This is a genomic window from Sphingopyxis alaskensis RB2256 (assembly GCF_000013985.1).
GTDB lineage: Bacteria > Pseudomonadota > Alphaproteobacteria > Sphingomonadales > Sphingomonadaceae > Sphingopyxis > Sphingopyxis alaskensis.
In genome coordinates this window covers 1,822,825-1,847,832 of sequence record NC_008048.1, presented here as the reverse complement: position 1 = coordinate 1,847,832, position 25,008 = coordinate 1,822,825, and the positions used below count along the sequence as shown (strand labels likewise).

General features: G+C 67.0%; 23 protein-coding genes and 1 other RNA gene. 15 read left to right on the top strand and 9 right to left on the bottom strand.

Features of this window, described 5'->3' with window-relative positions; translation table 11 throughout:
• Entirely contained in the window at positions 1–1,485 is a 1,485-nt protein-coding gene (locus SALA_RS08915) for a Ppx/GppA family phosphatase (RefSeq protein ID WP_153802669.1), read from the top strand.
• Between the two features lie 55 nt (positions 1,486–1,540).
• On the opposite strand, the gene rnd is transcribed toward SALA_RS08915, so the two are convergent.
• Positions 1,541–2,728, bottom strand: coding sequence for a ribonuclease D (rnd, locus tag SALA_RS08910; protein ID WP_011542045.1), 1,188 nt, complete (start codon positions 2,726–2,728; stop codon positions 1,541–1,543).
• A gap of 291 nt (positions 2,729–3,019) precedes the next feature.
• On the opposite strand from rnd, the gene aspS reads away from it, so the two are divergent.
• The 4 genes from aspS to SALA_RS08890 all read left to right on the top strand — a co-directional run bounded on the left by aspS (position 3,020) and on the right by SALA_RS08890 (position 7,164).
• Positions 3,020–4,801, top strand: a complete 1,782-nt coding sequence (gene aspS / locus SALA_RS08905) for an aspartate--tRNA ligase (protein WP_041383210.1) — start codon at positions 3,020–3,022, stop codon at positions 4,799–4,801.
• A gap of 3 nt (positions 4,802–4,804) precedes the next feature.
• Positions 4,805–5,677: an alpha/beta hydrolase gene (locus tag SALA_RS08900; RefSeq protein WP_011542043.1), complete on the top strand. Its 873-nt coding sequence runs from the start codon at positions 4,805–4,807 to the stop codon at positions 5,675–5,677.
• 98 nt (positions 5,678–5,775) lie between these two features.
• On the top strand, positions 5,776–6,567 hold the full coding sequence (locus tag SALA_RS08895; RefSeq protein WP_011542042.1) for a polyphosphate kinase 2 family protein: 792 nt from the start codon (positions 5,776–5,778) through the stop codon (positions 6,565–6,567).
• A gap of 60 nt (positions 6,568–6,627) precedes the next feature.
• Positions 6,628–7,164 carry a J domain-containing protein gene (locus SALA_RS08890; RefSeq protein WP_041383940.1) on the top strand — a complete coding sequence of 179 codons (537 nt, stop codon included), beginning with the start codon at positions 6,628–6,630 and terminating at the stop codon, positions 7,162–7,164.
• 200 nt (positions 7,165–7,364) lie between these two features.
• Here SALA_RS08890 and mtgA read toward each other — a convergent pair whose 3' ends face one another.
• From mtgA to SALA_RS08860, 6 genes are all read right to left on the bottom strand, one after another.
• Positions 7,365–8,072 (bottom strand): monofunctional biosynthetic peptidoglycan transglycosylase, encoded by a 708-nt coding sequence (gene mtgA, locus SALA_RS08885; protein ID WP_011542040.1) that lies wholly within the window; start codon positions 8,070–8,072, stop codon positions 7,365–7,367.
• Between the two features lie 59 nt (positions 8,073–8,131).
• Positions 8,132–8,773, bottom strand: a complete 642-nt coding sequence (locus SALA_RS08880; protein ID WP_011542039.1) for a hypothetical protein — start codon at positions 8,771–8,773, stop codon at positions 8,132–8,134.
• A gap of 73 nt (positions 8,774–8,846) precedes the next feature.
• A complete protein-coding gene (locus tag SALA_RS08875) occupies positions 8,847–9,944 on the bottom strand; it encodes a M23 family metallopeptidase (protein WP_011542038.1) in 1,098 nt (365 codons plus the stop codon).
• Positions 9,945–10,022: 78 nt separating this feature from the next.
• Positions 10,023–10,856: a LytTR family DNA-binding domain-containing protein gene (locus SALA_RS16430; RefSeq protein WP_084764704.1), complete on the bottom strand. Its 834-nt coding sequence runs from the start codon at positions 10,854–10,856 to the stop codon at positions 10,023–10,025.
• A gap of 44 nt (positions 10,857–10,900) precedes the next feature.
• Positions 10,901–11,803 carry an RNA polymerase sigma factor RpoH gene (gene rpoH, locus SALA_RS08865; protein ID WP_011542036.1) on the bottom strand — a complete coding sequence of 301 codons (903 nt, stop codon included), beginning with the start codon at positions 11,801–11,803 and terminating at the stop codon, positions 10,901–10,903.
• Between the two features lie 79 nt (positions 11,804–11,882).
• Positions 11,883–12,839: an RluA family pseudouridine synthase gene (locus tag SALA_RS08860; RefSeq protein ID WP_041383209.1), complete on the bottom strand. Its 957-nt coding sequence runs from the start codon at positions 12,837–12,839 to the stop codon at positions 11,883–11,885.
• A 176-nt stretch (positions 12,840–13,015) separates the two neighbouring features.
• On the opposite strand from SALA_RS08860, the gene SALA_RS08855 reads away from it, so the two are divergent.
• The 10 genes from SALA_RS08855 to SALA_RS08820 all read left to right on the top strand — a co-directional run bounded on the left by SALA_RS08855 (position 13,016) and on the right by SALA_RS08820 (position 22,378).
• Positions 13,016–13,660 carry a histidine phosphotransferase family protein gene (locus SALA_RS08855; RefSeq protein ID WP_011542034.1) on the top strand — a complete coding sequence of 215 codons (645 nt, stop codon included), beginning with the start codon at positions 13,016–13,018 and terminating at the stop codon, positions 13,658–13,660.
• Positions 13,661–13,700: 40 nt separating this feature from the next.
• Positions 13,701–16,124: a chemotaxis protein CheA gene (locus SALA_RS08850; protein ID WP_011542033.1), complete on the top strand. Its 2,424-nt coding sequence runs from the start codon at positions 13,701–13,703 to the stop codon at positions 16,122–16,124.
• Positions 16,121–16,558: a chemotaxis protein CheW gene (locus SALA_RS08845; RefSeq protein WP_011542032.1), complete on the top strand. Its 438-nt coding sequence runs from the start codon at positions 16,121–16,123 to the stop codon at positions 16,556–16,558. Before SALA_RS08850 ends, SALA_RS08845 begins: the two co-directional genes overlap by 4 nt.
• 76 nt (positions 16,559–16,634) lie before the next feature.
• A complete protein-coding gene (locus SALA_RS08840; protein WP_011542031.1) occupies positions 16,635–17,009 on the top strand; it encodes a response regulator in 375 nt (124 codons plus the stop codon).
• An 18-nt stretch (positions 17,010–17,027) separates the two neighbouring features.
• Positions 17,028–18,140, top strand: a complete 1,113-nt coding sequence (cheB, locus tag SALA_RS08835; protein ID WP_011542030.1) for a chemotaxis-specific protein-glutamate methyltransferase CheB — start codon at positions 17,028–17,030, stop codon at positions 18,138–18,140.
• The gene (locus tag SALA_RS08830; RefSeq protein ID WP_011542029.1) at positions 18,137–19,009 is read left to right on the top strand and encodes a CheR family methyltransferase; all 873 of its coding nucleotides are present in this window, start codon (positions 18,137–18,139) and stop codon (positions 19,007–19,009) included. Before cheB ends, SALA_RS08830 begins: the two co-directional genes overlap by 4 nt.
• A gap of 67 nt (positions 19,010–19,076) precedes the next feature.
• The gene (locus SALA_RS08825) at positions 19,077–19,766 is read left to right on the top strand and encodes an N-acetylmuramoyl-L-alanine amidase (RefSeq protein ID WP_011542028.1); all 690 of its coding nucleotides are present in this window, start codon (positions 19,077–19,079) and stop codon (positions 19,764–19,766) included.
• 133 nt (positions 19,767–19,899) lie between these two features.
• Positions 19,900–20,282, top strand: an RNA gene (rnpB, locus tag SALA_RS16550) — RNase P RNA component class A.
• Positions 20,283–20,358: 76 nt separating this feature from the next.
• Positions 20,359–20,514: a hypothetical protein gene (locus SALA_RS17115; protein WP_153802668.1), complete on the top strand. Its 156-nt coding sequence runs from the start codon at positions 20,359–20,361 to the stop codon at positions 20,512–20,514.
• Between the two features lie 130 nt (positions 20,515–20,644).
• Complete coding sequence (locus SALA_RS08820) at positions 20,645–22,378, top strand: caspase family protein (RefSeq protein ID WP_041383208.1); 1,734 nt, start codon at positions 20,645–20,647, stop codon at positions 22,376–22,378.
• 3 nt (positions 22,379–22,381) lie between these two features.
• Here the strand turns inward: SALA_RS08820 and greB are convergent, their stop codons facing one another.
• Positions 22,382–22,864, bottom strand: coding sequence for a transcription elongation factor GreB (gene greB, locus SALA_RS08815; RefSeq protein WP_011542026.1), 483 nt, complete (start codon positions 22,862–22,864; stop codon positions 22,382–22,384).
• Positions 22,865–22,871: 7 nt separating this feature from the next.
• On the bottom strand, positions 22,872–24,911 hold the full coding sequence (locus tag SALA_RS08810; protein ID WP_011542025.1) for a lytic transglycosylase domain-containing protein: 2,040 nt from the start codon (positions 24,909–24,911) through the stop codon (positions 22,872–22,874).
• Positions 24,912–25,008 lie beyond the last annotated feature (97 nt).

Genomic DNA, 25,008 nt, shown 5'->3' with positions numbered 1-25,008 from the left:
TTGGCCCTGCTGCGCACCTCGAAACCGGCGGTTCATCGCTCGGCGGTCATCGACATCGGCTCCAACTCGGTCCGCCTCGTCGTTTATGAAGGGCCGCCGCGCGCCCCCGCGGTGATTTTCAACGAAAAGGTCGCGGCGGGTCTTGGGCGTGGACTGGCGATCGACGGCCGCATTGCCGAAGCCGACGCCGAACGCGGGCTCACTGCGCTCCGCCGCTATGCGCTGCTCGCGCGGCATATGGAGGTAAAGGATCTCGTCTGCGTCGCCACCGCCGCGGTGCGCGACGCCGAAAATGGTCCGGGTTTCATCGCCGCCGCCGCCGAAGCGGGGCTCAGCATCCGCCTGCTGTCGGGTCAGGAAGAGGCCGAGGCGGCGGGTTACGGCGTGCTGTCGGCGATCCCCGAAGCGCGTGGCATCGCCGTCGATCTGGGCGGCGGCAGCCTCGAACTCGCCGAGGTTGCGCATGGAGAGGTCGGACGTCGCGCCTCCTTTCCGCTCGGCGTGCTGCGGCTGCCCGCGCTCCGGCGCGAGGGGCCGCAGGCGTTCGAGCGCGCGGTGCGCAAGATGCTGCGCGGCGCGGGCTGGCCGGGCGGCATGGCCGGATTGCCGCTCTATCTTGTCGGCGGATCGTGGCGCGCGCTGGCGCGCCTCGACCTCGAACTCACCAACGATCCGCTCGCGGTGCTCGATCAGCACAGCTTTCCGCGCACCGCGCTGCGCCGCCTCGTCCGCGCGACCCGGCGGCTGAGCTTCGAGGAATTGCGCGCGATCCCCGGCATGGCGTCGAACCGCGCGGCGACGCTGCCCGACGCCGCGGCGCTGCTCGCGGCGCTCGCCAACATCATCGACGTCCCCGAAATGACCGTCTCTTCGTCGGGGCTGCGCGAAGGGCTGCTCTATCAGGCGCTCGACCCCGCGACGCGCGCGCAGGATCCGCTGATCGTCGCGGCGGAGTTCGAGGGACGGCGCCTTGCGCGCTTCGCGCCGCACGGGCGCGCGATCACCGAATGGATCGCGCCGCTTTTTGTCGGGGAAGCGCCGGCCGACAGCCGCGTCCGCCTCGCCGCCAGCCTGCTCAGCGACGTCGCCTGGTCGGCCAATCCCGACTTTCGCGCCGAACGCGGGATGGAGATCGGGCTGCACGGCAACTGGCGCGGCATCGACATTCCGGGGCGTATCCTGCTCGCCCGCGCGCTTCACGCGGGCTTTGGCGGCGCCGACGGCGATTTTCCCGCGATGAGCACGCTGGTCGGCGCCGAGCGGCTGGCGCGCGCGCGGCAATGGGGGCTGGCGATCCGGCTCGCGCAGCGGCTGACCGGCGGGGTCGAGGCGCCGCTGAAGGCAAGCCGCATCGCGATCGAGGACGGACGGCTCGTCCTTGGCCTGCAAAGCGGCTGGCACCATCTCGCGGGCGAATCGGTCGACCGCCGCCTGCGCTCGCTCGCGCAGGCGCTGGGCGCAAAACCCGAACTGGTGCTGCTTTAGTTTAGAGGTCTTCGTCGCCCCCGCCTGCGGAAGCGATGTTTATGTCATCACCGGCTCATGTTTCGGCAGCCACCGCCGCGTCGATCTCGCTCATCACCAGCTTGCCGTTCTTCACCGCAAAGCCCATGCGGCCTTCGACGAGGTCGAGCGCCGCGTGACCGAAAACCTCGTAGCGCCAGCCCTCCATCATCGGGATGCCCTTGCGCGAACCCGCCGCCAGCGCCTCCAGGTCGTCGCTCCGCGCGATCAGTCGCGCCGCGACGTTGAGTTCGCGCGCGCGGATTTTCAGGAGCAGCTTGAGCAGGTCGGCGACGAGTGCGCCCTCCTTGCCCAGCCCCGGCCCGCGCGGCGCGCGGTCGGGCATATCGTCCTTGCCGAGCGGCTTGGCGTTCGTCAGCGCATCCATCAGCCGCGCGCCGATGTCGTTGCTTTTCCACGTTGCCGACAGCCCGCGGACGCGGCCCAGCCCGTCCTGGTCCTTTGGCGGGTGCGCGGCGAGGTCGGCGAGCGTCTCGTCCTTGACGATGCGGCCGCGCGGCAGATTCTTGTTGCGCGCCTCGCGCTCGCGCCACGCGGCGAGCGCGCGCAGGCGACCGAGCACGTCGGGCTTGCGCGACGGGATCTTGATCCGCTGCCACGCCTTGTCGGGATCGACGCTGTAATTGGCGGGATCGGCGAGCTTCTCCATTTCTTCGTCGAGCCAGTGGCCGCGGCCGGTCCTGATCAGCTTGTCGAGCATCATCGGAAAGATTTTCGCCAGATGCGTCACGTCGCCGATCGCATAGTCGATCTGCCGCTTGTCGAGCGGGCGGCGGCTCCAGTCGGTGAAGCGCGCGCCCTTGTCGAGCTGGAGGCCCAGCCATGCCTCGACGAGGTTCGAATAGCCGACCTGTTCGGCCTGACCGAGCGCCATCTGGCCGATCTGCGTGTCGAAAATCGGGTGCGGCGTCTTGCCGGTCAGGTTGAAGATGATTTCGACATCCTGCCCCCCGGCGTGAAAGACCTTCAGCATATCCTCATTGTCGACGAGCAGGTCGAGCAGCGGCTTCAAATCCATGCCTTGCGCCATCGGATCGATCGCGGCGGCATGTTCGGTATCCGCGACCTGGATCAGGCACAGTTCGGGCCAGAAGGTGTTTTCGCGCATGAATTCGGTATCGACGGCGATGAAATCGCTGTCCTTGACACGATCGCAAAATTCGAGGAGCGCGGCATTGGTATCGATTAACGGATGGACTTGCATAGCGCGCCTATACAGCTAGTTGGGACCAACGGGCAGGAAAAATTGCGAGGGCCTGGCGCTCGCCCGGCGAGGGATCGCCGATCCTGCTGTCGACGGGCGGAAGGCGACCCGTCGAGCAACGCGTCGCCCCGCAAAGGCGCGGTCGGCGGCAATCTTGCGCAGGGCCGATGGCGGCCCGCGCCGTCGCGTGGACGACGAGGCAAGCCTTGACAAATGGCTCGCCGACCTGCCTTAGGCGCGGCGATAAATCACTTTAAACGTGACATCCCCAAATCTTCGAAAGACCATGAAATGCACGCCTATCGCACCCATCATTGCGGCCAGCTTCGCGCCGAGCATGTCGGCCAGACTGTTCGCCTGTCGGGCTGGGTGCATCGCAAGCGCGATCATGGCGGGCTGCTCTTCGTCGATCTGCGCGACCATTATGGTCTGACGCAGATCGTCGTGGACTCGAGCGATGCCGCTTTCGCGACGCTCGACGGCCTGCGCGCCGAAAGCGTCGTGACGATCACCGGCGACGTCGTCGCGCGTTCGGCCGAGACGGTGAACGCGAACCTGCCGACCGGCGCGATCGAGGTGCGCGCGCGCGAGGTGGCGGTGCAGTCGGCGGCGGCCGAGCTGCCGATGCCGGTCGCGGGCGAACAGGAGTATCCCGAGGACATCCGCCTCAAATATCGTTTCCTCGACCTGCGCCGCGAGCGGCTGCACGCGAACATCATGCTGCGCTCGAACGTTATCGCGTCGCTCCGCCGCCGCATGGTCGAACAGGGCTTTACCGAATATCAGACCCCGATCCTCACCGCCTCGTCGCCCGAAGGCGCGCGCGACTATCTGGTGCCCAGCCGCGTCCACCCCGGCAAATTCTATGCGCTGCCGCAGGCACCGCAGATGTTCAAGCAGCTTCTGATGGTCGCGGGCTTCGACCGCTATTTCCAGATCGCGCCCTGCTTCCGCGACGAGGATGCGCGAGCCGACCGTAGCCCGGGCGAATTTTATCAGCTCGATTTCGAAATGAGCTTCGTCACCCAGGACGACGTCTTCAACGCGATCGAACCCGTGCTCGCGGGCGTGTTCGAAGAGTTTGCGAACGGCAAGTCGGTGACGCCCGCCGGCTCCTTTCCGCGCATCCCGTACCGCGAGTCGATGCTGAAGTACGGCAACGACAAGCCCGACCTGCGCAACCCGCTGATCATCAGCGACGTGTCGGCGCATTTCACCGGATCGGGCTTCGGCCGCTTCGCCGACATCGTCGCGGCGGGCGATGTCGTGCGCGCGATTCCCGCGCCCGCGACGGCCGACAAGAGCCGCAAGTTCTTCGACGACATGAACAGCTGGGCGCAGGGCGAAGGCTTTGCCGGCCTCGGCTATGCGACGCGCAAGGGCGGCGAATGGGGCGGCCCGATCGCCAAGAACCACGGGGCGGAGAAAATGGACGCGCTCGCCGCCGACCTCGGCCTCGGCCCCGACGATGGGTTGTTCTTCGCCGCGGGCAGGGAAGCGCAGGCGGCGAAGCTCGCGGGCCTCGCGCGCACCCGCGTCGCCGAGCAACTGGGCCTCATCGACCCGAACAGGTTCGAAATGTGCTGGATCGTCGATTTCCCGATGTTCGAGCGCGACGAGGAAACGGGCAAGATCGACTTCAGCCACAATCCCTTCTCGATGCCGCAGGGTGAGCTTGAGGCGCTCGAGACCAAAGACCCGCTCGACATTCTCGCCTGGCAATATGACATCGTCTGCAACGGCGTCGAACTGTCGTCGGGCGCGATCCGCAACCATCGCCCCGACATCATGTACAAGGCGTTCGAAATTGCGGGCTATAGCCAGGCCGAGGTCGACGCCAATTTCGCGGGCATGATCAACGCGTTCAAATATGGCGCGCCGCCGCATGGCGGGTCGGCGCCGGGGGTCGACCGCATCGTCATGCTGCTCGCCGACGAGCCCAATATCCGCGAAGTCGTCGTCTTCCCGATGAACCAGAAGGCCGAGGACCTGATGATGGGTGCCCCGGCGCCGGTATCAGAGAAGCAGCTCAGGGAACTCGGAATCCGCATTGTCGACGGTCCGAAGAGCTAAAGCGTGAGCGAACCCCGGGAGCATCGGCTGGAAACGCCGGACGGTGCGATCTGCTGGTTCGAATGGGGTGAGCGCGGCGAGGCCGCTTCGCTGCTCCTGCTTCACGCCACCGGCTTTCACGCGCGGCTCTGGGATCAGGTCGTCGCGGCGCTGCCCGCGGGAACGCATGTTATCGCGCCCGATCACCGCGGCCATGGCCGCAGCTATCGCCCCGCAACGCTCGCCGACTGGGGGGCGACCGCCGATGCGCTGCTCCCGCTCCTCGACGGGTTTGGCGGACGCCCGCTTGTCGGTTGCGGACACAGCATGGGTGCCTATGTGCTGACGCGGCTTGCGTCGCAGCGTCCGGCGGCCCTCCGTCACCTCGTCCTGATCGATCCCGTTATCATGGAACCCGCGCTTTACGAAGGCGAGAGCACCAAACCGATTCCCGATCCCGCCGACCATCCGGTCGCGCGGCGACGCAATGCGTGGACCGATGCCGATGAGATGCGTGCGCGTTTCGCCGACCGGCCGCCCTATGCGAATTGGGATCCGCGCGTGCTGGCCGATTATTGCACCCATGGCCTGCTTCCCGCGGCGGCCGGCGAAGGGTTCGAACTCGCCTGTCCGCCCGCGCTCGAGGCGTCGGTCTATCAGAATGCGCTGCGCACCAGCCCGCACGAATGGCTACGCTATCTGTCGGTGCCGTCGACGCTGATTCGCGCCCCGACCGGCGAGCGTGGCGGCCCGCTCGATTTTTCGCTGAGCCCGACCTGGACGGGCCTTGGCCCCGCGATCGGCGCCGGGCGCGACGAATTGTGGCCGGAGCATAGCCATTTCATCCCGATGGAAGCGCCCGCGCGCGTCGCGGCGTTGCTCGCCGGGCTGCTCTGATTGTCCAGAGGGTAAGGAAGCCCGCCGATATTGTCCCGGAACATGACATCGGCGTATCGTCCTTGGTAGGACGCGCCAGCTTGCGCTAGGATCGGCGCATGACCATCTCGCTTTCCGACTATGAAACCGGCGCCCGATATGACGGCGATTATGCCGCGGCGCTCGCTGCGCTCGACGAGCGGCTCGAACGGCTTCAGGCCGCGCACATCGTCCATGCGCAGCGCAGCGTGATCATGGTCGAGGGCTGGGACGCCGCGGGGAAGGGCGGGATCATCCGGCGACTCACCGCCTCGCTCGACCCGCGCTATTTCGAGGTGTGGCCGATCGGCGCGCCGACCGACGAGGAAAAGGCGCGGCACTTCCTCTGGCGCTTCTGGAAACGCCTGCCGGGCAAACGCGAAATCTCGATCTTCGACCGCAGCTGGTACGGCCGCGTGCTCGTCGAGCGGGTCGAGGGGTTCGCGACCGAGGCCGAATGGCGCAAGGCCTATGACGAGATCAACGAGTTCGAGGCGCAATTGACGGGCAGCGCGACGCACCTCGTCAAGCTGTTCGTCCATGTGACGCAGGAGGAACAGGACAAGCGTTTCGCCGACCGGCTCGATCATCCGTGGAAGCGGTGGAAGACCGGGGCCGAGGATTATCGCAACCGGGCGAAGCGCGCCGACTATCTGGCGGCGATGGACGACATGTTCGCCTTGACGCACACGCGCTGGGCGCCGTGGAAAGTCATCGACGGCAACAACAAGAAAGCGGCGCGCATCGCTGCGCTGACGCATATTGTCGAAACGCTGGAGGCCGCGGTGCCGATGACGCCGCCCGAACGCGACCCCGCGGTGGTGAAACTTGCGGCCAAGGCGTTCGGTTACAAGCCAATGAATGGGTTCTGACCCTGGGATTTTCGCGCTCCTCGGCTAGCAATCGGGCGCCCCAGCCGCTACATGGGCTCGATGAGCCGCGCCAAAAGATCCGACGATTGGGGGTTTCCCCGCTGGCGCCCCTATGGCTCGTCGCGCGAGGCGCGGCAGGTGCGGCTCTGCGATCGGCACGGCTGCGCCGAACCGGGCAACTGCCCCGCGCCCAAATCGCCGAACAGCCCCGAACGCTGGTATTTCTGCGAAAGCCACGCCGCCGAATATAATCGCGGCTGGGACTATTTCGCCGGGCTGAGCGCCGAGGATGCCGCGGCGCGCGCGGCGGAGGAAGCACAGGGCGCCCGCAGCTATGCCCGCGCCCAGCATTATGCCTGGGGCGGCGCGGGCGACGGCAGCCGCAGCGCCGACGAAATGCGCGCGCTCGAAATCCTGGGCCTCGACCCCGACGCCGATTTCGACGCGACGAAAAAGGCCTGGCGCGCCTATGCGAAGGAGTGCCACCCCGACGTCAAGCCCGGCGATGCCGACGCGGCGAAGCGCTTTGCCGCCGGGCAGGCGGCGTTTGAAGTGCTGAAACAGGCCGAAGAACGCAAAAGCTGGAAACCGACCTGAGGGGCAGGGAAGCGACCGATTGCAGCCACCAATCCTCCCCTGCGGGGGAGGATCGCAACGTCCGCTCCCCCACCCCAAAACTGCCTCGCCGTCAGCCCAAAAAATCGCGGTCCTGCATCCCCGCGCTATGCCAGCCTTTCGCCCGGCTCTTTGACATCTCCGGCCTTCCGCAACCTTCTCCTAAGGCGCCCGCAGCAGCCCTATCGATAAACGCACGCATCCAGCCCGTCGCGCCGCACCTGGCCGATGCGCGCGGCGATGGTGTTGCCATAGCGGCGCGTGAAGCCCGACGGGCTGACGGCCTCGCGCTTCCTGGGCAGCGGCAGGATGGCGGCGATCCGTGCCGCCTCGCGCGGGGTCAGCTTGGCGGCGCCATGCTTGAAATAACGCTGCGCCCCCGCCTCGACGCCATAGGTGCCGATCCCCGTCTCGGCGACGTTGAGGTAAACCTCCATGATCCGGCGCTTGCCCCAGATCGTCTCGATCAGGAAGGTGAACCAGACTTCGGGCACCTTGCGGACATAGCGCGTCCAGCCGCTACCCTGCCACAGGAAGACATTTTTCGCGGTCTGCTGGCTGATCGTCGATCCGCCGCGCAGCCGCTTGCCCCTGGCGTTGCGCTCGATCGCCTCTTCGATCGCTTCGGTGTCGAAGCCCCTGTGGCTACAGAATTTCCCGTCCTCGGCCGCGATCACCGCGCGGACCATATTGCGGTCGATGTCCGACAGGCTGGTCCAGTCCTTGGTGATGCCATGGCGGTCGGCCAGCATCGTGAAGGTCACCGGCGGCGGCACCACGGCATAGACGAGCACCCACAGCACCGAAAAGGCGATCAACCATAACAGCCATTTGAGCGGCCGGAAAAGCCATCGGGATTTGCGGCGCTTCGTCGATTTCGCGGTGGGCATGATGGTTCATTAGCCGCTTGCCGACGCGCGGCAAGCGGCGGTTTGCTTTGGGATGAGCGTCAGGCTTTGGGCGGTTCGCCGCCGGGGCCGTCGCCATCCTTCTTGTCGCCATCCTTCTTGTCGGTGGCGGCCTCGATCGCCTCGCTCGCCTTCGCGGCGGCGCTCTTGGCCGCGTCAGCGGCGTCGGTCGCGAGCGAGCGCATCTTCGCCTCGGCCTCGGCCTCCTTGCCGCTCATCACGATCCACGCCATCGCCGCGGCGGCGATCAGCGCGAACAGGGCCAGCCAATATCCGATTTCCCAATTGACCTGGATCATCGCCATCGCCGCGCGGTCCATGTCGCCACCGCCGTTTCTGGCGGCCTCGGCCATGATCGCATCCTTGCTATAGCGCCAGGTGCCGAGGAAGATCAGCACCAGTGCCGCAACCGACGTGCCGAGCACCAGTTTCGCCGCTTCCCGCCCGCGGGTGAAGAGCAGGAACAGGCCTCCCGCAATCGCCAGCAGCGCGAGGACCAGCCACAGATTCATCGCAGCACCATCGCCAGCCGATGCCGCGCGTCCCATCGTCGTCACATTGCCGAAGGCAAGGCCGAAGCCGGTCGCTTCGGCGATCTTCTGTTCGGAGCAGCTGATCGTCATCCACGGCAGCAGGAACGCGACCAGGGCAATGCCCTTGGGAATCCGGATCCATTTCCACATGCTGTTTCCCCCTCTCGGTAATACCGACCCGGCAGGCAGGCTAGCCATTTGCCCCGCCAAGTCAAATCGCCGTTCAAGGGTCGAAGCGGATCACGGCATAGGGGGCGGGCAGACCGTCGACTGGACGTTCGGTTTCGACGCGCCAGGGCTTGCCGTCGTGAAAATCTTCCCGGTCCGAATAGACGCCAACGATCCGGCCGGCGTCGAGCCGATAGGGGAGCCCCTCGGAATCGAGCGGCGCGATGCCGTCGGCGACATGGAAATGCAGGTGCGGCTGGGTGACATGCCCGGTCGCTCCGACCCGGCCGATGACCTGCTCCCTGCGGACGCGCTCGCCCTGCCGGACGGGGATGCCGGGCATCAGATGCTGGTAAAAGGCATAGCGACCACCGGGAAGCCGTTGGACGATCATCGTCCCGGTTTCATCCTCGACGCTGGCGCGGGCGCCGGGGGCGTCCGGATCCTTGACGGTGACGATTTCACCGTCGGCGACAGCCAGTACGTCGGCGCCCGATCCGTCGGCGGCGACCCCGGTCCCGGCCGATGCGCGGTCGAACCCCGCGGCGGGCATCCAGTCGATCGCATGGCGTCCGGGCAGGCGGACGCGCCCGACGACCGCATAGGGATAGCGGCGATGGCCGTTATCGACTTCGGGCAGGGCGACCGCGGTCCACGGCCCCCCGCGCAGCGGCGCGCCGAGTTCGGGGATGGGCGCACGATCGGGGATGAATCCGCCGCCCTCGATCGCCACGGCTTCACCTGCCTTGCCATCGCGTTTCGGGATGAAGGTGATCCGGTGGACGAGCGGCACCGCGCGATCGCCCGTCCACGGCACCGACAGATAGAATATCGCTCGTTGCCCCGGCGCCAGCTCGTTGGCCGCGCCCTCGCGGACGCCGATCCGCCGCATGATCCCGCCAGGCCCGAAACGGGCAAACAGTGTGTCGTCGTCGGCAGCGCGCAGCTCGACGTCGGTGATGGCGAGCGTCTGCGCCGCGAAGTTCGTCGCGTGAAGCTCGTAGACCAGCCGATCCTCGCCATCGATCCGGGCGACGGGCGGACTGTACGGAATCTCGAGATGCAGCGATTGATAGGCTCGCACTTCGGCAATTGCTGGCCGGGCATCCGGGGCGGCGGCAAGGAGCAAGAGATACAGGATCGCAAAGGGCATCGGCGGGTCTCCGGGTTGGGGAGCGGCCGCGATGGCAGCGAAATCGCGCTGTGGGCGAGCGCCGATCGGCGAGCGGGATTATTCGGCCGGCTCAGCGGGCGCCGATCGCGGATCGAGCAGCGCGGCAAGATTGTCGCGGAAGCGGCGACTCAGCCGCAACTGCTCCCCGCCGATCAACCGGACATGCGCGTCGCCGCGCCCGATCGGCGCGATCTCGCGCACCCGGTCGATGCGGATCAGCGCGCCGCGGTGGATGCGCGCAAACTCGGCCGCGGGCAGGCGCTCGGCGAGCGAGGCAAGCGATTCCTCGATCAGCATCGTGCGGCCCGCCGCATGGATTTCGGCATAGTCGCCCGCGGCGCCGATCCAGTCGATCGTGTCCAGCGGGATGCGCGTCAGCCGCCCGCGGCTGCGGATTTCGATGGCGTCGGTGCGGGGCGCGGCCTCCCGCGGTCGGCGCGGCCAGCACACCCAGACAATCGTGCCGGCGACCAGCGCAAGATAAAGCATCGTGTTGGTGTCGAAGTTGCGCACGAACATGATGTCGGCCATCTCCCCCCGCGTCGCGGCGCGCGCGCTGCGATAGACGGGCCAATAGACGAGCCCGAAGAGCAGGACATGCGCATAGACGGTGGCGGGCCAAAGCAGCAGATAGGCGGCGATGCGCGCCCACCACGGCTTGATCCGGCGCTCGATCGCCAGCGCCGCGCCGACGATTGGCCAGCTGAGCAGCGCCCAGATCGAATAGATGGCGGCGGCATAGCCGAGCGTCGGCCACCAGTCCTGCGCATGGCCGCGATACGCCGCGACGAAATAGCCTTGTCCGGCTTGCGCCAGCGCCACCAGCGACCAGGGCACCAGTATCACCGCGCTCCATCCAATGCGGGTGGCGGGGGCGCGGCGACGGATCATAGACCGCTATCCGCGCTGCGCCGCATCATCCGCGCTGTCCGGCGTCAGGCAGTCAGGAGGCGCCGGTCGCCAGCGAGCTTGAGCATCGCCTTTTGCAGCTTTTCAAAGGCGCGCACCTCGATCTGGCGGACGCGCTCGCGGCTGACGTCGTAAAGCTGGCTCAGATCCTCGAGCGTCTTGGGGTCGTCAGTCAGGCGGCGTTCGGTCAGGATGTGACGTTCGCGCTCGTTGAGCGTTTCGAGCGCTTCGGTCAGCAGGTCGTGCCGCACGTCGCGCTCCTGCGCCTCGGCGACACGCTCGTCCTGCAACGGGCCGTCGTCGCCCAGCAGATCCTGCCACTGGCTGTCGCCATCCTCGCCCATCGGGACGTTGAGCGAGGTGTCGCCGCCCATCGCCATGCGGCGGTTCATGCTGACCACCTCGTCCTCGGTCACGCCAAGGTCGGTCGCGATCTTGGCGACATGTTCGGGGCTGAGGTCGCCGTCCTCGAACGCTTCGAGGTTGTTCTTCATCCGGCGGAGATTGAAGAACAGCTTTTTCTGCGCCGCCGTCGTGCCCATTTTGACGAGGCTCCACGAGCGAAGGATGAACTCCTGGATCGACGCGCGAATCCACCACATCGCATAGGTGGCAAGGCGGAAGCCGCGTTCGGGGTCGAATTTCTTCACCCCCTGCATCAGGCCGATATTGCCTTCGCTGATCAGTTCGCTGACGGGCAGGCCATAGCCGCGATAGCCCATCGCGATCTTGGCGACGAGGCGGAGGTGCGAGGTGACGAGCTGCGCCGCCGCTTCATTGTCGCCATGTTCCTGAAAGCGCTTGGCGAGCATATATTCCTGCTCGGGCGTCAGAAGGGGGAATTTGCGAATTTCGGCCAGATAGCGGTTCAGGCTGGCTTCGCCGCCAAGCGCTGGGACCACGGCCGGAACATTGCTTTTGTTAGCCATCGGAGAGAGTCTTCCCTAAATCCTGAAAACATCTTGCCGCGGTTCAGTCCGCCGGTCAAAATAGATTTTCATTCGAAACCTAAACGCGCAGTTCATCGATCAGTTCCCGCATGTCCGCCGGGAGTTCGCTGTCGAGCGCGATCCTGTTACCTGTTACCGGGTGAATAAAGCCCAAATGGGCCGCGTGCAATGCCTGCCGCGCGAAATTGCGCGCTTTCAGCACGTCCGACAGCGGCTTTCGGGCGCGGCCATAGACCGGGTCGCCGACCAGCGGATGGCCGATATGCGCCATATGGACGCGCACCTGATGCGTGCGCCCGGTCTCCAGCCGACATTCGATCAAGGTCGCGCCCTGGAGCGGCTCGACCGTGCGATAGTGGGTGAGCGCATGTTTGCCGCGGCCCGCGGCGACGACCGCCATCTTCTTGCGGTTGGTGGCCGAGCGGCCGAGCGCCGCATCGACCGTGCCGTTCGCAGGCATCGGCCGCCCGGTCGCGATCGCGAGGTAGCGCCGGTCGATGCTGTGCGCGGCGAATTGTTTCGCCAGCCCCTCGTGCGCCTTGTCGTGCTTGGCGGCGACGATCAGCCCGCTGGTATCCTTGTCGATGCGGTGGACGATCCCCGGCCGCGCGACCCCGCCGATGCCCGACAGCTGCCCCGCGCAATGATGGAGCAACGCATTGACCATCGTGCCGTCGAGATTGCCCGCGGCGGGATGGACGACCATCCCGGCGGGCTTGTCGATGACGATCAGATGCGCGTCCTCATAGGCGATGACGAGGTCCAGGTCCTGCGCGGCATTGTGCGCCGGAAGCGCGGCGGGCACGCGGATTTCGATCGTCGCAGGCGGAGCGGCTTTCGCGGCGGGATCCCACAGGATCGCGCCGTGGGCATCGACCACGCGGCCGCCCTTGATGAGGCTCTTCAATCGCTCGCGCGACAGGTTGGGGAGCGCTTCGGCAAGTGCCCGGTCGAGCCGCAATCCGGCTGCGGTGTCGCCCAGCGTCACGGTCAATATCTCGTCATCCCCCAACATCGATGGCGATGTGGGATTGGGGCGTGCAATTACAAGGGCGACGACACCGCACCCACGACCGGGATGACGATGCGTGGTAAAGGAAAAAGGAACCAGCTTGCTCTCGCACCCATGCCTGCCGTAGGACCGCCCCACGCCGGAAAATCCGGCGACTGCGCTGGGGAGCCTGTTCATCCATGTCCGACGACCGCGTCGATTTCGCCTCCATGCTGGCATCGCGCCTGTGCCACGACCTGCTCAGCCCCGTCGGCGCCTTCGCCAACGGGCTCGAACTGCTCGCCGACGAGAAAGATCCCGAAATGCGGGCGCGCTGTATCGAATTGCTCGAACAGAGCGCGCGGACGTCGGCGAACAAGCTCAAATTTTTTCGCCTGGCCTTTGGGTCGGCGGGCGGCTTCGGCGAGCTGGTTCCGCCCGAGGAAGCCAAATCGGCGATCGAGGGGATCATCGGCGACCGTGCGATCACGCTCAACTGGATGATCGGCGCCGACCCGCTGCCCAAGCCTGCGGTCAAGATCATCCTCAACCTCGCGCTGCTGCTCGTCGATGCGCTGGTGCGCGGCGGCCGACTCGACGTCGGATGCGAAAAGCAGGCGGACGGCATCGAGATCGCGCTGCATGTCGAGGCCGAGCGCATCTTCCTCGACGCCGATGTCGAGCGCATCTTGGCCGAGGGCGAGGCGGCGAGCCCGATGACCTCGCGCACCGCGCCCGCCGTGCTGGTGCAGGCGGTGGCGCGGCAGAGCGACGGCACGGTGATGCTGGCGCGCGAAACGCCGACCTCGCTGCTCGTCGGCGCGGTGCTGCGCGCGCGCGGGTAAAGCCACTTTTAACCATTGCCCGCCATGGTGGCGTCTCAAGTTGCTGGGGCGCACCGATACGGCGATGGACGATCTACTGAACGAGTTTCTGGCCGAGACGGCCGAAATCCTGTCCGATGCGGGCGGGGCGATCGTGGCGTGGGAGGCCGACCCTGCCGACCGCGCGCAGCTCGACGCCATTTTCCGCCTCGTCCACACGATCAAGGGCAGCTCGGGCTTTCTGGCGCTACCGCGCGTCACCGCGCTGGCGCACGCCGCCGAGGATGCGCTCGACCAGGTGCGCCGCGGCCACCGCGCCGCCGACGCCGCGCTCGTGTCGGGCGTGCTGGCGGTTATCGACCGGCTCAACGCGCTATGTGTAACGCTCGGGCAGGACGGCACCGAACCGGTCGGTGACGACCGCGACGTCATCGGCGCGCTGTCGCCGCGGGAGGAGCAAGCGTCCGCGCCCGCGCCCGTCCAGGTTGCGGGCGTTCCCATGCGCCGTGAGGAGGATGTCGGTGCCGACCCCAACGGGTGGCGGTCGATCCGCGTGCCGTTGCCCTTGCTCGACAGCGTGATGACCGGCGTCACCGACATCGTGCTGGCGCGCAACGAATTTGCGCGAATGCTGCGCGAATCGGGCGCCGACAGCGCGACGATCGCGGCGTTCGATCGCCTGTCCGATTCGATCGCGGCGATGCGCCAGTCGGTCAGCCAGATGCGGATGCAGCGCATCGACAAATTGTTCGCGCCGCTGCCGCGCATCGTCCGCGACCTGGCGCAGGAACTGGGCAAGAAGATCGCGTTCCAGACGAGCGGCGGCGAAGTCGAACTCGACCGCGAAATGATGGAGAATATCCGCGATCCGCTGATCCACATCGTGCGCAACGCGATCGACCATGGTATCGAGACGCTTGACGATCGCGTCGCCGCCGGAAAGGATATCACCGCGACGATTTCGGTCGCGGCGCGCCAGTCGGGCAACCAGATCGAGATCGAGGTGCGCGACGACGGCCGCGGGCTGTCGCCCGAGGCACTGGTCGCCAAGGCGGTCGCGTCGCGCCTGCTGACCGCAGCCGACGCCCGCGCGCTGTCGCCCAGGGAAAAGCTCGAACTCATCTTCCGCCCCGGATTTTCGACCGCCGCAAAGGTTACCGAGGTTTCGGGCCGCGGGGTGGGCATGGACATCGTCAAGGCGAATGTCGAGAAGATCGGGGGAGTCGTCGACATACGCAATGACGAAGGCCGCGGGCTGGCCATCCTGTTGCGCGTGCCGATGACGCTGACGATCATATCGGGGCTGATGGTGCGCGCGGCGGGGCAGTATTTCGCGATCCCGCGCGGCGCGGTGCGCGAAGTCCTGCTCGAAAGCGGCGATACGGTCCGCATCGACCGCGTCGGCGGCGGCGAGCTGGCGACCGTGCGCGGCGAGCAATTTCCGCTGCTGCGCCTCGAAAACCTCCTCGGCTGCGCGCGTGCCGCGGATGACGGGGAAGACGACCGCGCGCTGGTGATCGTGCGGCCGGGGCAGGGACAGAGCTATGCGCTGAGCGTCGCGGCGATCCACGACCATGAGGAGCTGGTGATCAAGCCGGCGGCGCCGATGATCATGGCGACGGGACTTTATGCGGGCACGACGCTGCCCGACAACGGTCGCCCGGTCCTCCTCCTCGACGTCCAGGGGCTGCTTGCGGTCGCCGGGGTCGATGCGAGCGAAGCCGGGCGCAGCAAGGACGGGCTGGCCGACGCCGAAGCCGAGGCGGCCGCGACGCGCGATGCGACGCAGCTGTTGCTGTTCCGCGACATGGACGAGCGGGTGCGCGGCATCCGCCTGTCGGTGATCGAGCGCGTCGAGGACGTCCCGCTCCCGGCACTTTTCGAAAGCGCCGGTCGCGTGCAGGCAAAGATCGGCGAAGAGATTTTCCCGGTCCACGCCGCCCGGCCGCCGGTCGGGACGGGCCATATCAAGCTCCTCCGCCTCCACGACGGCCGTTCGGTGCTCTGCTACCCGATCGCCGAGGTCATCGACATCGTCCGCCTGCCCGATGCGATCCAGCCGTCGGGCGTGCCGGGGCTGATCGCGGGCGTCGTGCTGATCGGCGGCGCGCCGGTCGAACTGATCGACCCCTTCTGGCTGATGGAGCAACAGGCCGCCCGATCGCTCCCGCTGCCGCGGCGCGAACCGCTGTGTCACCTTGCCGACGACCATGACGGCTGGGGCGTCAATTTCCTGGCGCCGATCCTGCGCGGCGCCGGATATCGCGTCACGCTGGCGGCCGAGACCGCCGACGAAACCCCCGACCTGCTGCTCTGCCTGTCCGACGACGGCGAGTTGTGCGGCCATGCCGCGGGCGATGTGCCCATGATCCGCCTGCGATCCTCGATCGAGGCGGCGGCGCCCGACGACCAGAGCGTCTATCGTTACGACCGCGAAGCGCTGCTTGCCGCGATGCGCCGCCGCGTCGGAGGAGCGCGGCCATGATGGACAAACTCTATCTGATCGCGCGCATCGCCGACACGCGCGTCGCGCTGCGCAGCCGCGCGATCCATTCGGTGGTGACTGTCGGCACGCCGGTCGAGGTGCCCGCGGCGCCGCCGCACGTCGCGGGGCTGTTCGCGCTGCGCAGCCGCGTTTTCACGCTGATCGATCCGCATGTCGTGATCGGCCTTCCCGCGGTGCCCGTCGTCCCCGGACAGCGGGTGATCGTGATCGAGGTCGCCGAACATGGCTATGCGCTGCTCGCCGACGAAATCGAGGATGTCTGCTTCATCGAGGCGGCCGAAACGCGCATCGCCGGAAAGCTGCTTCCGGGCTGGGCGCGCGTCGCCGATGCGATGATCGAACATGACGGCGCGTCGCTGCTCGTCGTCGATCCGTCGCATCTCATTCATCTGCCCAGCTTAAAGGCCGCATGAATCGTGCCGTTCATTAACGGGCTGCATACGTCTTGCCGTTAGCATGGCGATATTCCCGGGGGTCGGAGTTAATTTGATGTCGAAATCCTGTCTGGTCGTCGATGACAGCAAGGTCATTCGCAAGGTCGCGCGCCACATCCTTGAAAGCATGTCCTTTGCCGTCGAGGAAGCCGCCGACGGGCAAGAGGCGCTGACCTATTGCCGCGCCCATCGCCCCGATGTGATCCTGCTCGACTGGAACATGCCGGTGATGAGCGGGATGGAGTTTCTGGGCGCGTTCAACGACCTGGATTATGGTCATGAAGAACGCCCGCGGGTCGTTTTCTGCACCACCGAGAACAGCATCGACCATATCCGCGCCGCGATCGAGGCGGGCGCGGACGAATATGTGATGAAGCCGTTCGACCGCGAAACGCTGGAAGGAAAGCTGCAGCTCGTCGGCATCGCCTGACGCAAGGGGCCCGGTTCGATGGCGCTTGCGCAACCCCTGGTTCCCGATCCCGATCCGCCGGCGCGGACGGTGAGGGTGATGCTGGTCGACGACAGCCTGGTCGTGCGCAGCATCCTCGAGCGAATCGTCGAAACGCGGCCGGGCTTGCATATCTGCGCATCGGTCGCTTCGGCGTCCGACGCGCTCGATTATCTGGCGCGCGAAACGGTCGACGTCGTGGTGCTCGACATCGAAATGCCGGGGATGAACGGCATCGATGCGCTGCCGCACATCCTGGAGCGCGCGGCCCAGGCGCGCGTTCTGATTCTCTCCTCAAACTGTGTCGAGGGCGGTCCCGCGGCGGTCGAGGCGCTGGCGCTCGGCGCGAGCGACACGCTCGCGAAACCGGGGCGCGGCAGCTTTTCGGGCCGCTTTGCCGAGGTGCTGACCGACCGCATCCTGACGCTCGGCAACCAGCGCGAGTTTCCGGCTCCCGTGCCCGTCGCGCAGCGGCGCGCGCGCGCGCCGGTCTCGATGGTCGTCGATACCGACCAGCCGATCGATTGCATCGCGGTCGCCGCCTCGACGGGCGGCATTCCGGCCTTTACCAGCTTCCTTGCCAATCTCGACCCGCGGGTGACCGCGCCGATCCTGCTGACGCAGCATCTGCCCGACGCCTTCATGGCGTTTTATGCGCGGCAGATCGGCATGATGACGACGCGGCGCGTCCATGTGGCGGCCGCCGGCATGGCGGTCGAGCCGGGGCATATCTATCTGGCGCCGGGCGACGCGCATCTGATCGTGATCGCCAATGGCGCGCGCCGCGAAATCGCGCTCGATCGCCGCCCCGCCGACAACGGTTGCTGCCCGTCGGCCGACCCGATGCTCGATTCGGTGGCCGAAACCTATGGTAAGAGCGGTGTCGCCGTGATCCTGAGCGGGATGGGACGCGATGGGGCGGCGGGCGCGGCGCGGGTCAAGTCGGCGGGCGGCACGGTCTTTGCCCAGGCCCCCGAAAGCTGCGTGATCTGGGGAATGCCCGGCGCGGTCGCCAAGGCGGGGATCGCCGCGGCGACGCTCAACCCCGACGCGATCGCGCTGATGCTGGGCAGCTTCCTGCCGGGTCGCGCCGAGGGGCGACCGCAGCCATGATGGGAGCGAGCGCCAGCGAATCGGCCTATCGTGTGCTGATGGGGGTGCTCGAATCGCGGACTGGCCAGACGCTCTCGCCGAGCCGCATCTGGCGCATCGAAATGTCGCTGAAACCGGTGATGCAGCGCCATGGCATCACCGATCTCGACGCGCTCGTCGGCGCGCTGGTCACGGCAAACAGCCGCCAGCTGCTCGATGACACGGTCGACGCGATGTTGAACAACGAAACCTATTTTTATCGGGAACACAGTGTCTTTGACGATATAGCTGCGACAGCACTCGAACATTTGCGGGCGGTCAATGCCGACCGGCGGCGGCTCACCATATGGCATTGCGGGGTTTCGACGGGGCAGGAAGCCTATTCGATGGCGATGCTGATCGCCGAACAGGGCGCCAGATGGGCAGGGTGGCAGATCGACATCGTCGGCACCGACGTCAGCCATCAGGCGATCGCGCGCGCGCGCGTTGGCCTTTACAGTCAGTTCGAGATACAGCGCGGGCTGCCGGTGCATCGCATGGTGCGCTGGTTCGACCAGGCGGAGGGCGGATGGCTGGCCAAGGCCGACCTGCGCCGCCGGATCGACTTTTCGGTGCAGAACATGCTGACCGACCGACCGCCGCTGGCGTCGGCCGCCGACCTCATCTTCTGCCGCAACCTGCTGCTCTATTTCTCGCCGTCAATGCGGCAGAAGGCGTTCGCGCGGCTGCGCGCGGTCGCGGCGCCGCAAAGTTTCCTCGTGCTCGGCGCGGGCGAGACGGTGCTGGGCCAGACCGATCAGTTCGTGGCAAGTCCGCGATTGCGCGGGCTTTACGAACCCGCCGACCAGCCGGCGCGGCGCCCCGACACCGCGCGGTCGATCGCCGCCTGACCTTGCTTTTTGTCCCCCGCTGGCGCAAGCGACGGTCAGGCAGCCACAGCACGGGCCCAATAAGCGCATGAGCGATTTTGTCGAACGCTGGTCCCCCAATTTCGACGAGCGCGCGCTGCCCGTTTCGATGATCGTCCTGCATTATACCGGCATGAAGACCGGCGCCGAAGCCATTGATCGGCTTGCGGATCCCGACGCCAGGGTTTCGGCCCATTATGTCGTCAGCGAGGACGGTCAGATCACCCATATGGTGCCCGAGGACAAGCGCGCCTGGCACGCGGGCAAGTCGCACTGGCGCGGCATCAGCGACATCAATTCGGCGAGCATCGGGATCGAGATCGTCAATCCGGGGCACGAATATGGCTATGTGCCCTTTCCCGAACCGCAGGTGGCGTCGGTCGTGCGGCTCGTCCACCTGATCAAGGACCGCTATGCGATCACGCGTGGCAATGTCGTCGGCCATTCGGACATCGCCCCGACGCGCAAGCAGGATCCGGGCGAGCTGTTTCCGTGGGAGGAGCTTGCTCGCCGCCGCCTCGCGCTGCCGCGCCCGACCAAGAAGCTCACCGATCCCCTGTGGACCGACGCGGGTTTCCTGCTCGCGCTCGAACGCTTTGGCTATGATGTGACCGACGGATTTGCGGCGACGGTCGCGTTCCAGCGGCGCTTTCGTCCCGAGCTGATCGACGGGACGATCGACGGCGAATGCCGGGCGATCCTGCTGGCGCTGCTGCTGCCGCAGCCCGAGGGAAATTGAGGGGCGGCTGACGACCGATTGCGGCCGCCGCGCTCTTCCCCCTGCGGGGGAGGAACGTCCGCTCCCCACCCAAAGCCGCCATCCTCCACATTCGCTCGCCATCCCCCATCATTCGCGCTATACCGGTCGCGTGCCAGAGGGTCGGGCGATCGCCGCTTTCGCAAGAAAGGGGAGGAAAGTCCGGGCTCCACGGAAACCACGGTGCCGGATAACATCCGGCGGCCTCCGCAAGGAGGTCAGGGAAAGTGCCACAGAGAGCAGACCGCCCACGGCTTCGGCCCGGCGAAAGGTGAAAGGGTGCGGTAAGAGCGCACCGCGCGGACGGTAACGGACGCGGCACGGCAAACCCCACCGGGAGCAAGGTCGAATAGGGATGGCACGGGAAACCAGGGCTGGTTCCGGCCCCGCCGTCCGGGTTGACTGCTTGAGCGTTCGGGTAACCGTCCGCCTAGAGGAATGATCGCCCATCCCCGGCAACGGGGTGGACAGAACCCGGCTTACAGACCCTCTGGCATCGCTTCCGACACCCGGCCGCGGGGGAACCGCGCGCCAAAACGCTGCGTTCTGAAGCAAAGCAGAAGGGAGACACGCGATGAAAGTCGTCGACGATCATGTCGAAGTGGACGAAACCGAAGCGAGCGGCGGGGTCAAAGGGCACAATGTCCGCTATGTGCTGGCTTTTTCGCTGATTGCCGGGGTGATCGTGCTGTCGGCGATCTGGATCATCCCCGTGCTGCTGCAACCCTGACGCGGGTGCATTTCCGCTTTCCTGCACCGGATCGCTCACTTACTGTCGTCCTGATGGGTCGGAGAATGCGGGACCGCGCAATTTCAGCGTAAACTTGCGCAGATTTCCGCGGTTTTTTGAACGGCGCCGCATGGCGCGCGTGGGGGTGGCGATGGTCAAGCGAATGCGGCTGGTCGCGATTTTGGCTGCGATCCTGACGGGATGTTTCGGCGCGCCCACGGCATCCGCGCAAGCCCCCGCGTGCGGCGAGGCGCCCTTGCAGGGCGATCGCGTCGCGCTGCTGATCGGCAACAGCGCCTATAATGACTGGGAATGGCCGTCGCTGAAAAATGCGGTCAACGACATTGACCTCGTCTGCGAGGCGTTCAAAAAGGCGGGCATCGCGCCGCGGATCGTCCGCAACGCCGACATGGCCGCGCTCGAAGCGGCGCTGACGCGCTTCGCCGCCGAAGCGGCCGGCGCGAAATCGGTCATCCTCTATTATGCCGGGCACGGCTTCGAATATGGCGGGCGCAACTGGCTCGTGCCGATGGACGCGCCGCCGGCGACGCGGCGCGCCGATGTCGAGAAGCGCTATCTGTCGATCGAGGCCGCGGTCGAACGGGTCGTTCCCGATGGCGCCTTCACGCTGATCTTCGTCGATGCCTGCCGCACCGCCGAGCCGGTGGTGCGCATCGCCGATGTCGACACCGCGCGCGGCGAGGCGGGGTCGGCGCCGCTCGGCCTGCTCGACATCGCGCAGGGGGCGGTGTTCTATTCGACCGCAAAGGGACGCCCGGCGCTGGACTTCGCCCCCGTGGGGTCGCCGGTCAGCCCCTTTGCCGCGGCGGTAGTCAAGGAACTCGCGATACCGGGGCTCGAAATCGGCGATTATTTCAAGGTCGTGTCGCGCGAAGTTTACAAGCGAACGCACGGCATGGAACTGGGGCCGCAGCAGCCCTTTCATTATGGCAGCTGGTTCGAGGATTATTATCTGGTCGAACCGCCGGAGATACCGGCACGAGCCATGTCGACCGGCGCATTCAGGCCCTTTTCGGCGCCGCCCCCGCCACCGTCGACGGCGGCGATCCGGGGTTCGACCGCGGACCCGCTTGCGGACATTTCGCTCGACCGGCTGGGAATCGAGGACGAGCCGCTGCTGATCGCCGATGTGCTGTCGCGCCATCCCGCGGCGAAACTCGTCGCGCTGGCCGACGGCGGCCACCCGCTCGCGCAGCAGCTGGTGGGCTATATGTTCTCGCTCGGCGTGGGGGTGAAGAAGGATGTCGCGCGCGCACGTATCTATCTCGAACAATCGGCAGCGCAGGCCTTTCCGGCGGGACAGCAGGAACTCGCCTATCTGCTTCTCGAAAACGATCCGTCGCCCGCCGATGTCAGGCGCGCCTATGAGTTGTATGTCGCGGCATCGAACGCGGGCTTTTCCAAGGCAAAGACGCATCTGGCCTATCAGTTGACCGCGGGAACCTTTGGCCCGCCCGATTTTGCGCGGTCGCAGGCGCTTTATGCCGAGGCGGCCGAGAAGGGGCATCCGGCGGCGATCTTTGCGCTCACCTTTTTCCCCGACACGCGCGCCGCCAACCTCGCGCGGCTTCGCGCCCTCGCCGAAGCGGGCAATCCGGAAGGCAACCATTGGCTCTGCGAGGCGCATTTCGCCGACAGGACGCTGGCGGCGGCGATCGAGGATTGCGGCGTCGCGGCGCGCGCGGGCTTTGCGGGCTCGCGGGCGATCCTGGCCCATGCCTATGCCAGCGGGACGGGCGTCGCCGCCGACCCGCGCGAAGCGACGCACTGGGCAAAGCTGGCACGCGATCTGCCCGAACTGCGCAAGGACCAGCGCGAGTTGATAGCGGGCATCGGCGAGTGACGCTCAGGGATAGCGGATCGCGATCACTTCCCATAATTTCGGCCCCGCGGGAAGCTGCACCGTCCGGAGATCGCCGACCGCGGCGCCGCGCAGTGCGCGGGCGAGCGGGCTGTTCCAGCCGATCCGGCCTGAACCCGCCTCTGCCTCATCGTCGCCGACCAGCGTGACGGTGCGGCGGGCATCGTCGTCATCGGCCAGCTCGACCGTCGCGCCGAACCAGATGCGGCTTTTGTCGGGCTGCTGCGCAGGATCGACGACGCGCGCCGCCTTCATGCGGCGCGCGAGGAAGCCGAGGCGCCGGTCGATTTCGCGCAGCCGTTTGCGGCCATAGATATAGTCGCCATTTTCGCTGCGGTCGCCATTGCCCGCGGCCCAGCTGATCACCTCGACCAGCTTGGGCCGCTCGTCGCCGAGCAGCGCGTCATATTCGGCGCGCAGCGCGGCAAAGCCCGCCGGGCTGATGATGTTGGTTTTATCCCCCGTCACGCGGACCTTATCCCGGTGTGCGCTTGCCGAGATAGAAGCTCAGCGGCGCCCTGGGAAGCGTCTTTCCGTCGCGCAGCGTGTCGTAGACCACGGCATTTTCGAGCACGCGCTGGACATAATTTCTGGTCTCGAAGATCGGGATCGCCTCGATCCAGTCGAGAATGTCGATGGCGCCGGTGCGCGGGTCGCCATTGGCGCGCAGCCATTTGTTCACATTGCCCGGCCCGGCGTTATAGGCCGCGACCGCGAGCGGATAGCTGCCGCCATAATAGCGCAGCATCTGCTGAAAATAGGTCGAACCGAGCGTCATATTGTAGTTGGTGTCGGTGGTGAGCGCGCCGCCGTCGTAGCTCAGCCCCAGCTTGCCCGCGACCTCGCGCGCGGTGCCGGGCATCAGCTGCATCATGCCGCGCGCCCCGGCGTGGCTGATCGCGGCGCGGTCGAACTGGCTTTCCTGCCGCGTGATCGCGTGGATGAAGGTCCAGTTGCCCTCGTGCCCGGCGGGGACACGCACGGTGGGGAAGCCCGAAACCTCGACCGCATCGAGGCTGTTCGCCTGCGCGCTGCGGCCGATCATCACGCCGAGGTCGGGGCGGCCGATCTGCGCGGCGAGCTTGCCCGCGAGCACATGGTCGGCGGGCGTGCTGGCCTTTTGCGCGAGCGCGCGGAGGAACAGCGACTGCTCGCGCCAGGCGCCGATTTCGCCCAGCGCGCGCGCGGCGCGGACCAGCCGGTCGTCCTCGAACGCGCGCTGTTCGTCGGCGCTGACCTCGATCGTCGGATTGGGCGCCGGTCGGGGTTGCGGACGGCCCAGCCGTTCGAGCGCCAGCTGGCCATAGAATTGGTCATAATGCTGCGCCGCATCAGCGAAATGGGCGTTTGCCGCGTCGCGGTCGCCTGCCGCGAGTGCGGCGCGGCCGGCCCAGTAGAAGCCCTTGGTGCGCGTCTGCGCCGAGCGTGCCGCTTCGCCATAGGCGCGGTAGAGCTTCTCGGCGTCGGCCGGGCGACCGAGATCCCTGAAGGCAAGCTGGCCCGCCAGCCAGGCGAGCGAGGTATAATCGTCGCGCACCCCGAGCGGCGTTTCGCGGATCACGGTGCCGGGGGGGAATGCGTCGTCGAGCTGGCGCGCGATGTTGAAGGCGCTCAGCTTGTCGCCGCTGCTCTCGGCCAGCCGTGCGTTGGTGAGCAGGGTTTCCAGCCACTCCTCGGCATCGGTCGGCGCCTGCGCCAGCGATCGCGGCGCGGCGAGCAGCGCGCGCGCTTCACCTACGCGACCCGACGCGCGGAGCCACGTCGCCTTGTCGGTGATATAGCCGGGGTCGGTGCGGACGATCGACGGATTGGCGCTTTCGACGGCCGACGCCTGAAGCGCGGCATCGACCGCGCCGCTGCGCATCGCGAGGCGCGCGGCGAAGACGGCGCGCTTTTCGGGCGAGGTATAGCCGATCTGACGGCTGGCCGCCGCGGTTGCGCCCATCCAGAGCAGCTTGTCCATGCGCGCATCATGGTCGGCGAGCGTCAGCGCGCCGGGGAACATGCCGAGCACACGGCTCGTTTCATAATCGTCGAGCGGCCCGCTGGTCCACGCGCGGCGCACCGCGGCATGGGCTTCCTGTCGCCGCCCCGATGCGTTCAGCGCCATTGCCATGCGAAGATGGCCGCTGGCCGTCTGTGGCGGATAGGCGGCGAAATAGGCGAGGGTGCGCGCGGGATCGAAACTGTCGAGAGCAATCGCCTTTTCGGCCCGCAGGCGCAGCTTGTCGGTGTCGGGCCAGCCCTTGTTCGCCATCAGGAAGCGCGACAGCTGATCGAAGGAGGCGCCGCTGTTCGCGGTGAGGCGCCGCCACTCCATCACGGCTTCGCCGATCGAACTGGGTGCGGGGGGCGGGCCCGATGCCGACGCCAGACCCATCTGGGCGCGGTACCAGGCCATTTGTTCGGGGGTGAGTTCGCCGGCAGCGGCGGCGGTGGGCAGGGCGAGCGCCAGGGTCAGCGCAAGGCGCGAAAGGGAGGGCATCAGGGAGGGCATCGAGAACATGGCGGCCATCGTAATGCCAAACTCCTTGCGGGGCGCTGAATAGACGTTCAATAGCGGCGCGCGGGCCGGATTCTATCGGTCGGGCCATGTCCTTGTAAAGGAGCGG